The organism is Rugamonas rivuli (assembly GCF_009380165.1).
Lineage (GTDB): Bacteria > Pseudomonadota > Gammaproteobacteria > Burkholderiales > Burkholderiaceae_D > Rugamonas > Rugamonas rivuli.
Genome location: NZ_WHUF01000004.1, coordinates 188,052 through 203,033 on the forward strand (window position 1 = coordinate 188,052; position 14,982 = coordinate 203,033).

A 14,982-nucleotide genomic window follows, 5' to 3' on the forward strand; every position below is an offset into this window, starting at 1 on the left:
ATTGATCTTCAGGTCAACGCTTAGTGCGCGCCGCCGCCACCGCCAGCCGAAGGGGCTTTGACCTTGTCCGAGAACCACAGCACGCCGATGCAGCCGAACAGCACCGCCGCGACCAGGAAGAAGCCGTCGTTGTAGGCCATCACATAAGCCTCGCGCCGCACGATGCCGTCGATCGCCTTCAGCGCCATGTCCGAAGCGCTGGTCGCATCGAAGCCCTTGCTCATGAACGATTGCGTCAATGCCGCCAGACGTTCCTGCGTAGCGGCCGCAAAACCGGTAACGGATTCACCGAGGCGCTGCGAATGGAAATGCTCACGCGACGTCAGCGCGGTAGCCAGCAGCGCGATACCGATCGAACCGCCCAGGTTACGGGTCATGTTAATCAGGCTCGAAGCCGAAGGCATGTCTTTCGGCGAGATGCCGTTCATCGCGAAGTTCGACAGCGTCAGCATCACGAACGGCTGGCCCAGTGCCCGCACCACTTGCGACAGCAGCAGCTGGTCGTAGCCGGTGGTGGCGTCCATGTAGGCGTTCATCAGGCAGGAGCCGCCGAACAGCAGCAGGCCGAAGGAACACAGGATGCGGTTGTCCACCTTGGACGACAGCTTGGCCACGAACGGCATGATGAACAGCTGCGGCAAACCGGCCCACATGATGACTTCACCGATCTGCATCGGCGAGTAGCCGGCGATCTGGCCCAGGTACAGCGGCAGCAGGAACGACGAGCCATACAAGCCCATACCCATCGCCATCGACAGCGCGGTGGCCGCGAAGAAGTTACGCTGGCCGTACAAGCCCAGGTTGACAAAGGGCTGCTTGCGCATCGCCCCCGTCACCGCCCAGCCGAGCAGGCCAACGATAGCCATCGCCGCGAAGGTGATGATGAACGAGGAATCGAACCAGTCCTTGCTGTTGCCTTCTTCCAGGAAGATGGTCAGGCTGCCCAGGCCCATGGCCATGAGGCCGATGCCCAGCCAGTCGGCATTGAGCAGCAGGCTGGGTTGAGCCTTCTCCTTGTCCAGGCCCAGCGCGATACCGCCGATCAGCAGCAAACCCGGTACCCAGTTGATGTAGAAGATCGAAGGCCAGCCATACAGCTCGCTCAGATAGCCGCCGAAGGTCGGGCCCATCGAAGGCGCCAGCGTGGCGGTCAGGCCGAAGATGGCCATGCCGGTGGCGCGCTTCGATGGTGGCAGCTTGGCCATCACCAGCGTCATCGCCATCGGGATCAGCGCGCCGCCGGTGAAGCCCTGCAGCATGCGGAACACGATCATGCTCGGCAGGTTCCATGCGAAGCCGCACAGCGTGGAGAAGCACAGGAACAGCGCGGTGGTGCCCATCATGTAGGCACGCATGCCGAACACGCGGGTCAGCAAGCCGGTCATCGGAATGACGATGATCTCGGCCACCAGGTAGGCGGTGGCGATCCACGAGCCCTCTTCCTGCGTGGCGGACAGCGTGCCGAGGATGTCCTTCAGCGACGAGTTGGTGATCTGGATGTCGAGCACCGCCATGAAGGCGCCCAGCATGCCGGCGGCCACCGCCATCCAGGTGCGGCCGGAGACCTTCTCGCTCGGCATGATAGGCGCGAGCGCAGGAGTCCCCACGCCGCCGGCCGGCGTATCGATTGTGGTGCTAGCCATGACAGGGCTCCTTAGTGCGCGGCTTTAGCTTCGGATTGGTTCACCGCGACTTCGGCAATCGCCGACATGCCCGGCACCAGACGGCCGCTCAGGGCCTTGACGTCTTCCGGCTTGAAGGTGATCTTGACCGGCACGCGCTGGACGATCTTGGTGAAGTTACCGGTGGCGTTATCGGCCGGCAGCAGCGCGAACTGGGCGCCGGAGGCTGGCGCGAAGCTGTCTACTTTGCCGATCAGTTCACGGCCCGGAATCGCATCGATGGAGACTTTGACTTCCTGGCCCGGCTTCAGGTCGGCCAGCTGGGTTTCCTTGAAGTTGGCGGTCAGCCAGACGTTTTCCTGCACGATGGCTGTCAGCTGCTGGCCGGCCGTCACGCGCTGGCCCACCTCGATGGTGCGCTTGCCGATACGGCCGCCGACTGGCGCCAGGATGCGGTTGTAAGCCAGCTGCTGCTGCGCGTCTTTCAGCTGCACGCGCAGCACGTTCACCTGCGCCTTGAGCACGTCGCGGGCCGAATGGGCGGCGCTGATCTGGGCCTTGGCTGCGGCGGCGCTGTCCTTGCGGGCGGCCAGGTCGGCCACTGCGCTGGCGCGGCCGGCGACGGCGGCGTCCAGTTCCGCTTTCGAGACGGCCTTCATCTGGCTGTTATACAGCTGGCCGTAACGTTCGGCGTCCTGCTTGGCGCGCACCAGCTGCGCTTCCGACTGCGCCACCTGGGCGGCAGCGGCGCTGGCCTGGGCCTGGGTCTGGGCGATCTGCGCGTCCGACTGCGCCACTTGCTGTTCAGCGGTGGCGATCTGCGCCTGGATCTGCTCTACCTTGACGTGCTGGTCGAACGGATCCAGTTCGGCGATGACATCGCCTTCCTTGACGATCTGGTTATCGTCGATGAAGACCTTGGTGACGACGCCGGCGATGCGGGCCGATACCGGATGCACGTGGCCGGCCACATAGGCGTTTTCCGTCTCGACGAAATAATGGCTGCGATACCACATGCGGCCACCGGCGGCCAGCGCGGCCAGCGCGATGACGGCGGCGATCACCAGGACGCGGCGGTTGGACTTGGCCGGGCCGGCCGGCGCAGCGACGGCTGGCGCCGCAGGCTGGGCAGCGGGAACGGCGCTGAGCACTTTCTGTTCTTGGTTGTGCTGAGTGGACATGTGCAGCTCCAAATAAAATGAAATGGGAGAAGTGCATTATTGGCCCGTTTTTCGGCAAAGTCAAGAAATGAAACGATTGCATTTCATTTTATTTTGGACTACGATGTCGGCATCCATTAACATGTCAGCCCATGAAGATCACCGCCAACGCCGCACTGGAAGAACCGGATTGCCCCGGGGATGCCGCCAGCTATGCCCCCGACTCGCCCTGCTTCGGCAAGGCGGCCGGCCGCCCGCGCGCGGCCGACAAGGAAGCCCGTCAACAGGCGCTGCTGCACACGGCAGCCCAGCTGTTCCTGGAAAAAGGTTATAGCAAGGTCAGTCTGGAGATGATCGCCCGCGAAGCCCACGTGGCCGTACGCACGATCTACGTCAAGTTTGGCGGCAAGGCCGGGCTGCTGAATGCAGTGATCAGCACCGGCCGCGCGCACTTCTTCGCCGGCATGATCGACATGGAAGCCGACCCGCGGCCGTTCCGGGAAGTGATGGAAGATTTCGCGCTGCGCTTCCTGGAGCTGGTGACGGCGCCCTCCTTCGCCAGCCTGCACCGCATGGTGGTTGCCGAGGCGCGCACCACGCCGGAGCTAGCCGAAACCTTTTACAAAGCCGGCCCGCTGCGCACCCGCGAGGAGCTGATGCGCTTTTTCTCACGTCCCGACATCCGCGTCCAGCTGCGTCCGGAGATTCCGCTGGAAACGCTGGCGGTGCACATGATCACCTGCATCATGGGCGACACCATGGTGCGCATGCTGTTCCCGGCCGACCACCCGCCATCGATCGACGAGCTGCGCGCCCGCGCCACGCTGGGGCTGGACCTGTTCTTCCGCGCGGTGCTGCGTTAGAAGCTGTGCATTTTTGTCATTTGCTCTATACTGGTTTTTTACCCACGGAGCACACATGAGCAAAACGAATCGACTGGACTGGAGCAGGCAAGTAACGCTCATGAACGAGCGTATCAAGAGCTTCCAGGCCAACCCCGGCCAAGAACAACTCGACGCCGTCATCCAGGAAATGCAAGCCTACGCCGAAGCCGCGCGCAACGGCGGCATCGAAATCCCGACCCGCTTTACCGTCAACTAAGCCATCCGCTGAGCTACCGATGCCGCGCTAACCAGCGCGGCCGGCCGCGTCTATCGCCTTGCGCGCCCAGACCAGCATCTGCCCGGGATCGTCCAGCAGGAACTCGGGCGCCGTATAGAATTTGCGGACCAGCACCGTCCCCTTTTTGGTTTCGTAGGAAAACGGCGCCGCGCCCTCGGCCTCGAACTCGGCACGCGTGCCGTCGTCGACGCGCAGGTACAGCGTGCTGCCGATCACCCACGCAAACTGCTGGCCGTGATATCTGAAATCGCGGCCGCCGAAGAACACCGAATCCGACACGGCCGCGCCGAGCGGCGCGAACTGCTCGCGCATCCAGCTCACAAACTCGGCGCTGGCCCCCATCTTATTTGTGCGACATCGCCACCAGCGCGTCCAGCACCTGCAAGGTCGCCTGGTCCAGCTGCTGGCGCGGGATGCCCGGATTGCTGGCGTCCACCATCGATGGATTGGTCAGGTAGCGGCCGTTGACGATCAGCGTCGGCGTGCTGTTGACTTCATACGTGCCCGCCACGCGGCCGGCGTTTTTCAGCTTGGTGATGACCGAGAACGAGTTATACGTGGTCAGATACTTGTCCTTGTCGACGCCGTTCTTGACCGCCCAATCGAGGTTGTCCGCATCGCTCTTCAGGCGACGGCGCTCGACGTGCCAGGTGGTCAGCAGCTTGGCGTGCAGCGACTCTTCCAGCTTCATCGCTTCCAGCGTCAGGAACATATGCGCTTCCGGATCGTTCTCGCCCGTCAGCGGCAAGTGGATGCGGCGGAACACGATCTTGTCGCCCTGCTTCTTCACCCATGCCAGCATGGCCGGCTCCAGCGCGTAGCACGCCGGGCAGTGGTACATGAAGAACTCGATCACCTCGACCTTCTTGCCGTCGGCCTGCACCGGCTGCGGCGTCTTCAGGGTGGTGTACTCGGCGCCGTTTTTCGGCGCGGTGGGCGAGGCGAAGGCGGCGCCGGCCAGCAAGGCGGCGGCAGCGACAGCGAGTTTCAGGCGAAGCATGGTTATCCTTTATGAAAAAATCTGCACAGCGAATATACCAGCTTCCCACGCGCAGCGGCACGGTCATTAAGTCTGAGCTAAGTCTCCACCGGCCGCGCCTCCAGGCCGGCGATGTCCTTCATCAGCGCGATCAGGCGTTGCGCGCCCAGGCCCAGCGGCCTGTCGTTGAGCCACACCACGTCCACCCACAGGCGCACCTGGTTGCTCATGTGCGCGAAGCCTATGCCCAGCAGCTCGCCGGAAGCGATCAGCGGTGCCGCCAGCCTGCGCGGCAGATAGGCCCAGCCGACGCCGGCGCGCACCAGGCTCAGTGTGGCCAGGTGGCTGTCGGTGCGCCACAGCTTGCGCGAGATGAGCACCCGCTCGTCCTCGATCCGCGCATCGCGGCTGACGATGGCGACCTGCCGCATGTCGACCAGATCCTCCAGCCGGAACTGGCCATTGCGCTCGCGCGCCTGCGGATGCTGCGGCGAGATCACCGCCACCAGCACCTCGCTGCCCAGCTCCTGGAAGCTCTCGCGCTGGTCGATCTGCGGCCGCTCGTAGATCAGCGCCAGTTGCGCCGCGCCGTCGTGCAGCATGCGCAGCGCATCGTTCTGCGGCGCTGACACCACGTCCACCTCCAGCGACGGGAACTCCTCCGCCAGCCGCGCCAGCGGATCGCTCCACGGCGCCGACAGCAGCTCGGGCGCGATGGCCAGCGTCAGGCGCCGTTCCAGCCCCTGGTGCAGCGACAGCGCGTGCGCCTGCAGGCGGCGCAACTGGCCGGCCATCTGCCGCGCCTCCGCCTCCAGCGCGCGCGCCGATTCGGTGGGCCGCACCTCGCGTGAGCTGCGGTCGAACAGCTGCAGATCGAGTTCCGCCTCCAGGTTGGCGATCGCCATGCTGACGGCCGACGGCACCCGCCCCAGCGCCCGCGCCGCTGCGGAAAAAGAACCGTGATCCAACACGGCGAGAAAGATGGCGATATTATCGCTGGAGAAGGCCATGGCCCATGCTGTCAGAAAAACTGATATCTGTCGACTTTTTCAATCAGAAAATTGCTATTACCATGGTCACATCGTATTAAGGAGGAAACAACATGCAAGGATTAAAACGCAAAGTCGTCTACGTATCGTTATTTGAATTGATCGCCGTGGGTTTGACCAGCAGCGTGCTGGTGCTGCTGATGGGCCATGACGCAGGCCATGCCAGCGTGGCCGCCGTCGCCTCGTCGCTGGTCGCGGTGGTCTGGAACTTCGTCTACAACGGCATGTTCGAAGCCTGGGAAGCGCGTCAGGCCAAGCGTGGCCGCAGCTGGGCGCGTCGCGCCGCACACGCCCTGGGCTTCGAAGGAGGCCTGGTGCTGATCCTGGTGCCGCTGTTCGCCTGGTGGCTCAACATCTCGCTGTGGGAGGCTTTTGTGCTGGACTTGGGCCTGGTGTTATTCTTTATGTTTTACACCTTCCTGTTCAGCCTAGCCTTCGACCGCATCTTCGGATTGCCGGCATCGGCGCAGGCTTGAGGAATCACCCGGAGTCCACATGGCATTGAAACCGTTCGCGTTCGCAGCACTGGTGATGGCAATGAGTACCGCAAGCGCTGGCGCAGCAGCGCTGTCGCCGGTAGAGCAGAAGATCGTCGACGAGGTCAAGGCCCATTCGGAGCAAGGCTTGCAGCTGCTGGAGCGTTCGGTGAACATCAACAGCGGCACCATGAATCATGAAGGTGTGCGCGAAGTCGGCAAGCTGTTTCGCGAGCAGTTCGACCAGCTGGGTTTCAGCACCCGCTGGATCGACATGCCGCCCGCAGTCAAGCGCGCCGGCCACCTGCTCGCCACGCGCGAGGGCAAGCAAGGCAAGCGCCTGCTGCTGATCGGCCATCTGGATACCGTGTTTGAAAAAGACAGCCCGGTGCAACTGTGGAAGCGCGATGGCGCGCGCGTGCGCGGCCAGGGCGTCAACGACATGAAGGGCGGCGACGTCATCATCGTCGAAGCGCTGCGCGCCTTGCAGCGCGTGGGCGCGCTGGATAACACCACCATCACCGTGATCTTCAGCGGCGACGAGGAGAACGCCGGCGATCCGATCGACATCTCACGCGCCGACATGGTCGCAGCCGCCAAGCGCAGCGACATCGCGCTGGCCTTCGAAGCCACGGTGCGCGACAAGACCGGCAAGGACACCGGCACCATCGGGCGCCGCGCGTCGTCGTCGTGGGATCTGGAAGTCAAAGGCAAACAAGGCCACTCCAGCGGCATCTTCACCGAGAGCGCAGGCTATGGCGCCGTGTACGAAGCGGCGCGCATCGTCGACGCCTTCCGCCAGCAGGTGATGGAGCCTGACCTGACCTTCAGCCCGGGATTGATCCTGGGCGGCACAGATGCCAGCGTCGATGGCACCGGATCGAAAGGCCAAGCCGCCGGCAAGGGCAATGTGATCGCGCGTACCGCAACGGTTCACGGCGACCTGCGCTACCTGAGCTACGAGCAGCGCGACCGCGCCCACGCGAAGATGAAAGCCATCGTCGCGCAGAACCTGCCTGGCACCAGCGCCAGCATCAGCTTCCACGAATCGTATCCGCCGATGTCGCCGACGGCCGGCAACCTGGAGGTGCTGAAGACCTACTCGCAAGCCAGCGCCGATGCAGGCCTGGGCGAGATCCCCGCCCTGCCGCCCGGCCAGCGTGGCGCAGGCGACGTGCAATTCGTCGCCCCGCTGCTCGACAGCTTGGATGGACTGGGCGCCACCGGCAACGGCGCGCACTCGCCCGACGAAGATCTGGAAATCGCCTCGATCGAACGTGCGACTATTCGCACTGCGATCCTGCTGTATCGCCTCACGCGCTAACGATCAAACCATTCCCCCGCTTGGCTCCTGATCTATCGCCTCACTCGCTGAGGCTATACCTTCGCCACAAAAAAAGTGACTGAAATCAACTATTTCTTGAGGTTCTACAAGTACTTACCCGAACGTAGCGGCCATCATGTAACGACGGCCGGGTGAAATCATTTTGATCCAGTCACGGACCAAACTGGCACCCTCAAATAATTGCTACGTCATTCTCGGAGGAAGACATGAGATACCTGCGTGATTTGGATAACTTAATTGTCAAGGCAATAAAATCTGACGTGTCGAAAATTCCTTCATTTTTCAGTGGATTCATAGTTACATTCACGGCAGCTTCAGTTTTCATAATGATGAATCTTGGCGAAACCCCTGATATTTCAAACCCGGGTGTGATTGTGCTAATGGTTGTCACCGAATTGTTGTGTTATCTGGCGATTTGGATTTACATCAAAAAGTTACCTTCACGTTGCTCGTAGTTATCGCTTGGTCAAATAGGGTTCTGCTGTCGCCATAGCACTCAACTGCGCAACGCCGTAACCGCAACGCCGGCCAGTACGCCCAGGATCGCGATCAGCCCATAGGCGATCAGCGCCAGCATCGCAGCGCCTTTGGCCGCAAGCGGCTCACCACCGGCCGTGCGCGCACGGGGCGCCAGGTACCACGCGCCGATGCCGACCTGGATCACCATGCCGGCGGCTATCGACACCACTAGTGGAATCGCATTGCCTGAAAGGCGGTTAAGCAGCGTGCCAGTGCCCAGCACCGTTAACAGAATCAGACTGAAGATACAAGCATCGCGCCAGCTCAGCAGCGCGCGTTTGTAGAGGAAGGCCGCGAGCTTGACGAGGCTGGTGTACAGCGCGATCGACAGCAGCAGCGGAATGAATGACAGTATTGAAGACATCTTGAAAGCCTATAAAAAAACCGGGAACAAGTCCCGGTTTTGTGATGCTGCGTTGCTTAGCGCTTGCGTGGCGGAGGCAGGTCGGTGCAGACGCCTTCGTACACCTCTGCGGCCATGCCGATCGACTCGCCCAAGGTCGGGTGCGGGTGGATCGTCTTGCCGATGTCGGTGCCGTCGCAACCCATCTCGATCGCCAGCGCGATCTCGCCGATCATGTCGCCGGCGTGCGTGCCGACGATGGTGCCGCCGATGATGCGGTGCGTTTCAGCGTCGAACAGCAGCTTGGTGAAGCCCTCTGCGCGGCCATTGGCCACGGCGCGGCCGCTCGCTGCCCAAGGGAAGTGGCCCTTCTCGACCTTGATGCCCTTGGCTTTCGCTTCGTCTTCGGTGATGCCGGCCCATGCCACTTCCGGATCGGTGTAGGCCACCGATGGAATCACCTTCACATCGAAGTGCGACTTCTGGCCCGCTGCAGCTTCCGCCGCCACGTGGCCTTCGTGCACCGCCTTGTGCGCCAGCATAGGCTGGCCCACCAGGTCGCCGATGGCGAAGATGTTCGGCACGTTGGTGCGCATCTGGCTGTCGACAGGGATGAAGCCGCGATCGGACACGATCACGCCTGCCTTGTCGGCGGCGATCTTCTTCCCGTTCGGGCTGCGGCCCACTGCGACCAGCACCAGGTCGTAGATCTGCGGGGCTGGCGCGGCAGCGCCGGCTTCCGCCGCTTCGAACGTGACTTTGATCCCTTCCGGCAGCGCTTCAACGCCGACCGTTTTGGTCTTGGTCATGATGTTGTCGAAGCGCTTTTCGTTGAACTTCTGCCAGACCTTGACCGCATCGCGGTCGGCGCCTTGCATCAACCCGTCCATCATTTCGACCACGTCGATGCGCGCGCCGAAGGTCGAGTACACGGTAGCCATTTCCAGGCCGATGATGCCGCCGCCGATGACCAGCATGCGTTTCGGGATCTGACGCAGTTCCAGCGCGCCGGTCGAATCGACGATGCGTGGATCTTCAGGCACGAACGGCAGCTTCACCACGGCCGAACCGGCTGCGATGATGGCCTGCTTGAACTGCACCACTTTCTTGGTGCCGTCGCCGGCCGTGACTTCGATGTGGTTCGCGCTCAGGAACTGGCCGACGCCGGTGACGACTTGCGTCTTGCGTGCCTTGGCCATGCCGGCCAGACCGCCGGTCATGTTCTTGATGACGCCTTCCTTGTACTTGCGTACCTGGTCGATGTCGATGGTCGGCTTGGCGAAGGTGACGCCGGTGTTGGACATGTGCGAGGTTTCGTCGATCACCGACGCCACGTGCAGCAGCGCTTTCGACGGGATGCAACCTACGTTCAGGCACACGCCGCCCAGCGTTTCGTAACGCTCGACGATCACGGTGTTCAGGCCCAGGTCCGCAGCGCGGAACGCAGCGGAGTAACCGCCAGGACCGCCGCCCAGTACCATCATGTCGCAGTCGATGTCGACCTGGCCGGCGTAGCTGCTACCGGCTGGTGCGGCGATCGGTGCGGCTGGCGCAGGTGCAGCGGCCGGAGCCGGAGCTGCCGCAGCAGGCGCCGGCGCGGCGGCAGGAGCCGCAGCAGCCGCGCCAGCGGAAGCTTCAACCACCAGCATCAGCGAGCCTTCCTTGACCTTGTCGCCAACCTTGATCTTCACTTCCTTCACCACACCTGCGTGCGACGAAGGAACTTCCATGCTGGCCTTGTCCGATTCAACGGTGATCAGCGACTGATCGACCTTGATCGTATCGCCAACCTTGACCATCACCTCGATCACTTCAACTTCTGCGAAGTCGCCGATGTTCGGCACTTTCACTTCTGTGCTCATAGTCGCTCCTTACAGCAGAATTTTGCGCATGTCGCCGAGCACTTCGCTCAGGTACACGGAGAAGCGAGCACCCATCGCGCCGTCGACCACGCGGTGGTCGTAGGACAGCGAGGTACCCATCATCAGGCGAGGCTGGAAGGCCTTGCCGTCCCAAACCGGCTTGATCGACGCCTTGGACAGGCCAAGGATCGCCACTTCCGGCGCGTTGACGATAGGAGTGAAGTGCGTGCCGCCGATGCCGCCCAGCGACGAGATGGTGAAGCTGGCGCCTTGCATATCGGTCGGTTTCAGCTTGCCTTCGCGCGCTTGCAGCGACAGCTCGGTCATTTCGCGGGCGATCTGCGAGACCGATTTCTGGTCGGCGTTTTTGATCACTGGCACAACCAGGCCGTTCGGCGTGTCGGCTGCGAAGCCGATGTTGTAGTACTGCTTGAGGATCAGGTTTTCACCCTTCTCATCCAGCGACGCGTTAAACGCCGGGAATTTCTTCAGCGCGGCGACCGATGCCTTGATGACGAAGGCCAGCATGGTCAGCTTGGCCGCATCCTTGTTCTTGGCGTTGGCGTTGTTGGTCTCGACGCGGAACGCTTCCAGGTCGGTGATGTCGGCATCGTCGAACTGCGTGACGTGCGGGATCATGACCCAGTTGCGGTGCAGGTTAGGACCAGAGATTTTCTTGATGCGCGACAGCGGCAGCAGTTCGGTAGGACCGAATTTGCTGAAGTCGATCACCGGCCATGGCAGCACGCTCATGCCGCCGTTGCCGCCTGCTGGCGACGATGCGCCGGCAGGTGCTGCGGTGGTACCAGCCATCACGCCCTTGACGTAGTTCTGCACGTCCAGCTGGGTGATGCGGCCTTTAGGACCGGAGCCAGGCACCTTGAGCAGATCCACGCCCAGTTCGCGGGCGAACTTGCGGATCGAAGGCGATGCGTGCGCCAGCTTGCCGGTTTGGACCGAACCTTGCGACGCGGCCGGTGCGGCTGCGGCGGCAGGCGCCGGCGAAGGCGCGGCAGCAGCGGCAGCTGGAGCGGCTGCGGCAGCAGGGGCAGCAGCGGCAGGAGCCGGAGCAGCAGCGCCGCCGGTGGCTTCAACCACCAGCACGATGGAACCCATTGCAACCTTGTCGCCAACCTTGATCTTCACTTCCTTCACCACACCTGCGTGCGACGAAGGGATTTCCATGCTGGCTTTGTCCGATTCAACGGTCAGCAGCGATTGATCGACCTTGATCGTGTCGCCAACTTTGACCATCACTTCGATGACTTCAACTTCCTTGAAGTCGCCGATGTCCGGCACTTTGACTTCGACCGGGCCGGCCGAAACGGCGGCAGCCGGCGCAGGTGCCGGCGCGGCAGCGGCGGCAGGCGCCGGTGCTGGAGCCGCAGCGGCTGGTGCAGGTGCGGCAGCGGCAGGAGCGGCGGCAGCGCCATCAGCTTCCAGCAACAGCAGCAGCGAACCCATAGCCACCTTGTCGCCGACCTTGACCTTGATTTCCTTGACCACGCCAGCGGCGGACGAAGGAATCTCCATGCTGGCCTTGTCCGATTCAACGGTAATCAGCGACTGGTCCACCTTGATGGTGTCGCCTACTTTGATCATCAACTCGATGATTTCAACTTCCTTGAAATCACCGATATCCGGGACTTTAACTTCCACAATGCTCATAGCGTCTGCTCCGTTCTAATTATTGAGTCACCGGATTTGGCTTGTTGGCGTTCAGGCCGTACTTGACGACTGCCTGTTCCACCACCTTCGCGTCGATCTTGCCTTCTTCCGCCAGCGATTTCAGCGCAGCGACCGTGATGTAGTAACGGTTCACTTCGAAGAACTCGCGCAGTGCGGCGCGGGTGTCCGAACGGCCGAAACCATCGGTGCCCAGCACGCGGTAGGTGCGGTCTTTCGGGATGAAGGCGCGGATCTGCTCAGCAAACGCACGCATGTAATCGGTCGTCGCAACGATAGGGCCGGTCGTATCCTTCAGCAGCTGCGCCACGTACGGCACGCGTTGTTCCTTGGTCGGGTTGACCAGGTTCCAGCGCTCTGCGTCCTGGCCGTCGCGGGCCACCAGCGTCAGCGACGGAGCGGACCACACGTCGGCGGCGATGTTCCAGTCGTTCTTCAGCAGTTCTGCGGCGAAGATCGATTCGCGCAGGATGGTGCCGGAGCCGATCAGCTGCACGCGCTGCTTGGCTTTCTCGTCGCCTTTCTGCAGCAGGTACATACCCTTCAGGATGCCCTCTTCCTGGCCCGGCTTGATGCCTGGGTGCGGGTAGTTCTCGTTCATGATGGTGATGTAGTAGAACACGTCTTCCTGATCTTCCACCATGCGGCGCATACCGTCCTGGATGATCACGGCCAGTTCGTGGCCGAAGGTCGGATCGTAAGGCATGCAGTTCGGTACAGCCGCTGCGAACAGGTGGCTATGACCGTCTTCGTGTTGCAGACCTTCGCCGTTCAGCGTCGTACGGCCGGCGGTGCCGCCCATCAGGAAGCCACGGGCGCGCATGTCGGCGGCGGCCCATACCAGGTCGCCGATACGCTGCATGCCGAACATCGAGTAGTACGTGTAGAACGGGATCATCACGCGGTTGTTGGTCGAGTACGAAGTCGCCGCAGCGATCCACGAGCTCATACCACCGGCTTCATTGATACCCTCTTGCAGGATCTGGCCGGCCTTGTCTTCGCGGTAGTACATGACCTGGTCTTTGTCGACCGGCTCGTACAACTGGCCTTGCTGGTTGAAGATACCAACCTGGCGGAACAGGCCTTCCATACCGAAGGTGCGCGACTCGTCGACCAGCACCGGCACGATACGCGAACCGACGCTGGAGTCTTTCAGCAGCGTGGTCAGGATACGCACGTAGGTCTGGGTGCTCGATACTTCGCGGCCTTCAGCGGTCGCATCCAGCACGTTCTGGAACGCGGACAGTGGCGGCACGGTCAGCTTCTCGTCGGCTTGCATGCGGCGGGCCGGCAGGTAGCCGCCCAGCGCGGCGCGGCGCTCGTGCAGGTACTTGATTTCCGGTGCGTCGTCGGCAGGCTTGTAGAACGGGATATCGGCCAGCTTGTCGTCCGGGATAGGGATCGAGTAGCGGTCGCGCATTTCGCGCACCGCTTCGTCGGTCAGTTTCTTGGTGTTGTGCGCGGTGTTGCGCGCTTCGCCGTGCTTGCCCATGCCGAAGCCCTTGATGGTTTTCACCAGCAGGACGGTCGGTTGGCCTTTGTGTTCCTGTGCGACCTTGAAAGCCGCGTAGATCTTGTGCGGATCGTGGCCGCCACGGGTCAGGCGCCAGATGTCGTCGTCGGTCATGTTGGCGACCATCTCCAGCAGCTTAGGATGCTTGCCGAAGAAGTTGGCGCGCACGTAGGCGCCGTCTTTCGCTTTGTAGTTCTGGTATTCGCCGTCGACGGTTTCCATCATCACTTTGCGCAGGATGCCTTCTTTGTCCTGCTTCAGCAGCGCGTCCCAACCCGGGCCCCAGATGACTTTGACGACGTTCCAGCCGGCGCCGCGGAAGTCCGCTTCCAGCTCTTGAATGATCTTGCCGTTGCCGCGCACAGGACCGTCCAGGCGTTGCAGGTTGCAGTTGACGACGATGACCAGGTTGTCCAGCTTCTCGCGCGCGGCCATGCCGATTGCGCCCAGCGATTCCGGTTCGTCCATCTCGCCGTCGCCGCAGAATGCCCAGACTTTACGGTCGGTGGTGTCGGCGATCGAGCGCGCGTGCAGGTACTTCAGGAAGCGCGCCTGGTAGATCGCCATCAACGGGCCCAGGCCCATCGACACGGTCGGGAACTGCCAGAAGTTCGGCATCAGTTTCGGGTGCGGATACGAGGACAGGCCCTTGCCGTCGACTTCGCGACGGTAATGGGTCAGCTGCTCTTCGGTCAGGCGGCCTTCGAGGAACGCGCGGGCGTACACGCCTGGCGAGGAGTGGCCCTGGATGTACAGCAGATCGCCGCCGTGGCTTTCGCTAGGCGCTTTCCAGAAGTGGTTGAAGCCGATGCCCAGCATGTTGGCCAGCGAGGCGAACGAGGACAGGTGGCCACCGAGGTCGCCGTCGACGCGGTTGGCCTTGACGACCATCGCCATGGCGTTCCAGCGCATCCACGAGCGCAGCTTCTCTTCGTATTCCAGATTGCCTGGGCAGTGGGTTTCGAGGTGGGCGGGGATGGTGTTGACGTATGCGGTATTGGCGGAGAACGGGATGTCCGAGCCGCTTTGGCGGGCCAGATCGATCAGGCGTTCCATCAGGTAGTGAGCACGTTCAGGGCCCTCTTGTTCCAGCACTGCGGCCAGTGCGTCCAACCATTCTTTGGTTTCTTGCGAATCAGGGTCGGGGTTTGCCGTTACCTGGTCAAGTTGAGCTGACATGTATTAAGTCTCCTGAGTTTGAATGCTGACGTGACGCTGATTATTTACCAATACTTCGATGCCGTGTGCGATTCTAACAGCAGTTTTCTTCTTTTTCAAATTACGATACGTCATTCCGTATTGTGAA

14 protein-coding genes are annotated in these 14,982 nt (G+C 62.2%); 5 read left to right on the forward strand and 9 right to left on the reverse strand.

From position 1 onward, the window contains the following. Window positions 1-20: 20 nt before the first annotated feature. Window positions 21-1,643: a DHA2 family efflux MFS transporter permease subunit gene (locus GEV01_RS15905; RefSeq protein WP_152806167.1), complete on the reverse strand. Its 1,623-nt coding sequence runs from the start codon at window positions 1,641-1,643 to the stop codon at window positions 21-23. 11 nt (window positions 1,644-1,654) lie between these two features. Then, entirely contained in the window at window positions 1,655-2,803 is a 1,149-nt protein-coding gene (locus GEV01_RS15910) for an HlyD family secretion protein (RefSeq protein WP_152806171.1), read from the reverse strand. A 131-nt stretch (window positions 2,804-2,934) separates the two neighbouring features. On the opposite strand from GEV01_RS15910, the gene GEV01_RS15915 reads away from it, so the two are divergent. Further along, a complete protein-coding gene (locus GEV01_RS15915; RefSeq protein ID WP_152806174.1) occupies window positions 2,935-3,645 on the forward strand; it encodes a TetR/AcrR family transcriptional regulator in 711 nt (236 codons plus the stop codon). Window positions 3,646-3,700: 55 nt separating this feature from the next. Further along, a complete protein-coding gene (locus GEV01_RS15920) occupies window positions 3,701-3,883 on the forward strand; it encodes a hypothetical protein (protein ID WP_152806176.1) in 183 nt (60 codons plus the stop codon). Between the two features lie 27 nt (window positions 3,884-3,910). Here the strand turns inward: GEV01_RS15920 and GEV01_RS15925 are convergent, their stop codons facing one another. The 3 genes from GEV01_RS15925 to GEV01_RS15935 form a co-directional block, all read right to left on the reverse strand. Then, window positions 3,911-4,216: a TfoX/Sxy family protein gene (locus tag GEV01_RS15925; protein ID WP_152807059.1), complete on the reverse strand. Its 306-nt coding sequence runs from the start codon at window positions 4,214-4,216 to the stop codon at window positions 3,911-3,913. Window positions 4,217-4,247: 31 nt separating this feature from the next. Then, the gene (locus GEV01_RS15930; RefSeq protein WP_152806179.1) at window positions 4,248-4,904 is read right to left on the reverse strand and encodes a thiol:disulfide interchange protein DsbA/DsbL; all 657 of its coding nucleotides are present in this window, start codon (window positions 4,902-4,904) and stop codon (window positions 4,248-4,250) included. Between the two features lie 77 nt (window positions 4,905-4,981). Then, window positions 4,982-5,893 (reverse strand): LysR family transcriptional regulator, encoded by a 912-nt coding sequence (locus tag GEV01_RS15935; RefSeq protein WP_152806182.1) that lies wholly within the window; start codon window positions 5,891-5,893, stop codon window positions 4,982-4,984. A gap of 92 nt (window positions 5,894-5,985) precedes the next feature. On the opposite strand from GEV01_RS15935, the gene GEV01_RS15940 reads away from it, so the two are divergent. The 3 genes from GEV01_RS15940 to GEV01_RS15950 all read left to right on the forward strand — a co-directional run bounded on the left by GEV01_RS15940 (window position 5,986) and on the right by GEV01_RS15950 (window position 8,208). Further along, window positions 5,986-6,408 (forward strand): PACE efflux transporter, encoded by a 423-nt coding sequence (locus GEV01_RS15940; RefSeq protein WP_152806186.1) that lies wholly within the window; start codon window positions 5,986-5,988, stop codon window positions 6,406-6,408. A gap of 19 nt (window positions 6,409-6,427) precedes the next feature. Then, window positions 6,428-7,732 (forward strand): M20/M25/M40 family metallo-hydrolase, encoded by a 1,305-nt coding sequence (locus GEV01_RS15945; RefSeq protein ID WP_152806188.1) that lies wholly within the window; start codon window positions 6,428-6,430, stop codon window positions 7,730-7,732. 227 nt (window positions 7,733-7,959) lie between these two features. Continuing rightward, window positions 7,960-8,208 (forward strand): hypothetical protein, encoded by a 249-nt coding sequence (locus GEV01_RS15950; RefSeq protein WP_152806191.1) that lies wholly within the window; start codon window positions 7,960-7,962, stop codon window positions 8,206-8,208. A 41-nt stretch (window positions 8,209-8,249) separates the two neighbouring features. On the opposite strand, the gene GEV01_RS15955 is transcribed toward GEV01_RS15950, so the two are convergent. The 4 genes from GEV01_RS15955 to aceE are packed head-to-tail and all read right to left on the reverse strand — an operon-like array spanning window position 8,250 to window position 14,855. Continuing rightward, a complete protein-coding gene (locus GEV01_RS15955) occupies window positions 8,250-8,636 on the reverse strand; it encodes a hypothetical protein (protein ID WP_152806194.1) in 387 nt (128 codons plus the stop codon). Between the two features lie 56 nt (window positions 8,637-8,692). Then, complete coding sequence (lpdA, locus tag GEV01_RS15960) at window positions 8,693-10,477, reverse strand: dihydrolipoyl dehydrogenase (RefSeq protein WP_152806197.1); 1,785 nt, start codon at window positions 10,475-10,477, stop codon at window positions 8,693-8,695. 9 nt (window positions 10,478-10,486) lie between these two features. Then, the gene (gene aceF / locus GEV01_RS15965; protein ID WP_152806200.1) at window positions 10,487-12,145 is read right to left on the reverse strand and encodes a dihydrolipoyllysine-residue acetyltransferase; all 1,659 of its coding nucleotides are present in this window, start codon (window positions 12,143-12,145) and stop codon (window positions 10,487-10,489) included. Window positions 12,146-12,164: 19 nt separating this feature from the next. After that, window positions 12,165-14,855, reverse strand: coding sequence for a pyruvate dehydrogenase (acetyl-transferring), homodimeric type (aceE, locus tag GEV01_RS15970; RefSeq protein WP_152806204.1), 2,691 nt, complete (start codon window positions 14,853-14,855; stop codon window positions 12,165-12,167). Between the last annotated feature and the right edge of the window lie 127 nt (window positions 14,856-14,982).

Coding starts and splice junctions, on each gene's coding strand:
- aceF (WP_152806200.1), bottom strand. CDS start 12,145: ATGAGCATTGTGGAAGTTAAAGTCCCGGATATCGGTGATTTCAAGGAA.
- GEV01_RS15950 (WP_152806191.1), top strand. CDS start 7,960: ATGAGATACCTGCGTGATTTGGATAACTTAATTGTCAAGGCAATAAAA.
- GEV01_RS15920 (WP_152806176.1), top strand. CDS start 3,701: ATGAGCAAAACGAATCGACTGGACTGGAGCAGGCAAGTAACGCTCATG.
- GEV01_RS15945 (WP_152806188.1), top strand. CDS start 6,428: ATGGCATTGAAACCGTTCGCGTTCGCAGCACTGGTGATGGCAATGAGT.
- GEV01_RS15925 (WP_152807059.1), bottom strand. CDS start 4,216: ATGCGCGAGCAGTTCGCGCCGCTCGGCGCGGCCGTGTCGGATTCGGTG.
- GEV01_RS15955 (WP_152806194.1), bottom strand. CDS start 8,636: ATGTCTTCAATACTGTCATTCATTCCGCTGCTGCTGTCGATCGCGCTG.
- GEV01_RS15930 (WP_152806179.1), bottom strand. CDS start 4,904: ATGCTTCGCCTGAAACTCGCTGTCGCTGCCGCCGCCTTGCTGGCCGGC.
- GEV01_RS15910 (WP_152806171.1), bottom strand. CDS start 2,803: ATGTCCACTCAGCACAACCAAGAACAGAAAGTGCTCAGCGCCGTTCCC.
- GEV01_RS15905 (WP_152806167.1), bottom strand. CDS start 1,643: ATGGCTAGCACCACAATCGATACGCCGGCCGGCGGCGTGGGGACTCCT.
- GEV01_RS15940 (WP_152806186.1), top strand. CDS start 5,986: ATGCAAGGATTAAAACGCAAAGTCGTCTACGTATCGTTATTTGAATTG.
- lpdA (WP_152806197.1), bottom strand. CDS start 10,477: ATGAGCACAGAAGTGAAAGTGCCGAACATCGGCGACTTCGCAGAAGTT.
- GEV01_RS15915 (WP_152806174.1), top strand. CDS start 2,935: ATGAAGATCACCGCCAACGCCGCACTGGAAGAACCGGATTGCCCCGGG.
- GEV01_RS15935 (WP_152806182.1), bottom strand. CDS start 5,893: ATGGCCTTCTCCAGCGATAATATCGCCATCTTTCTCGCCGTGTTGGAT.
- aceE (WP_152806204.1), bottom strand. CDS start 14,855: ATGTCAGCTCAACTTGACCAGGTAACGGCAAACCCCGACCCTGATTCG.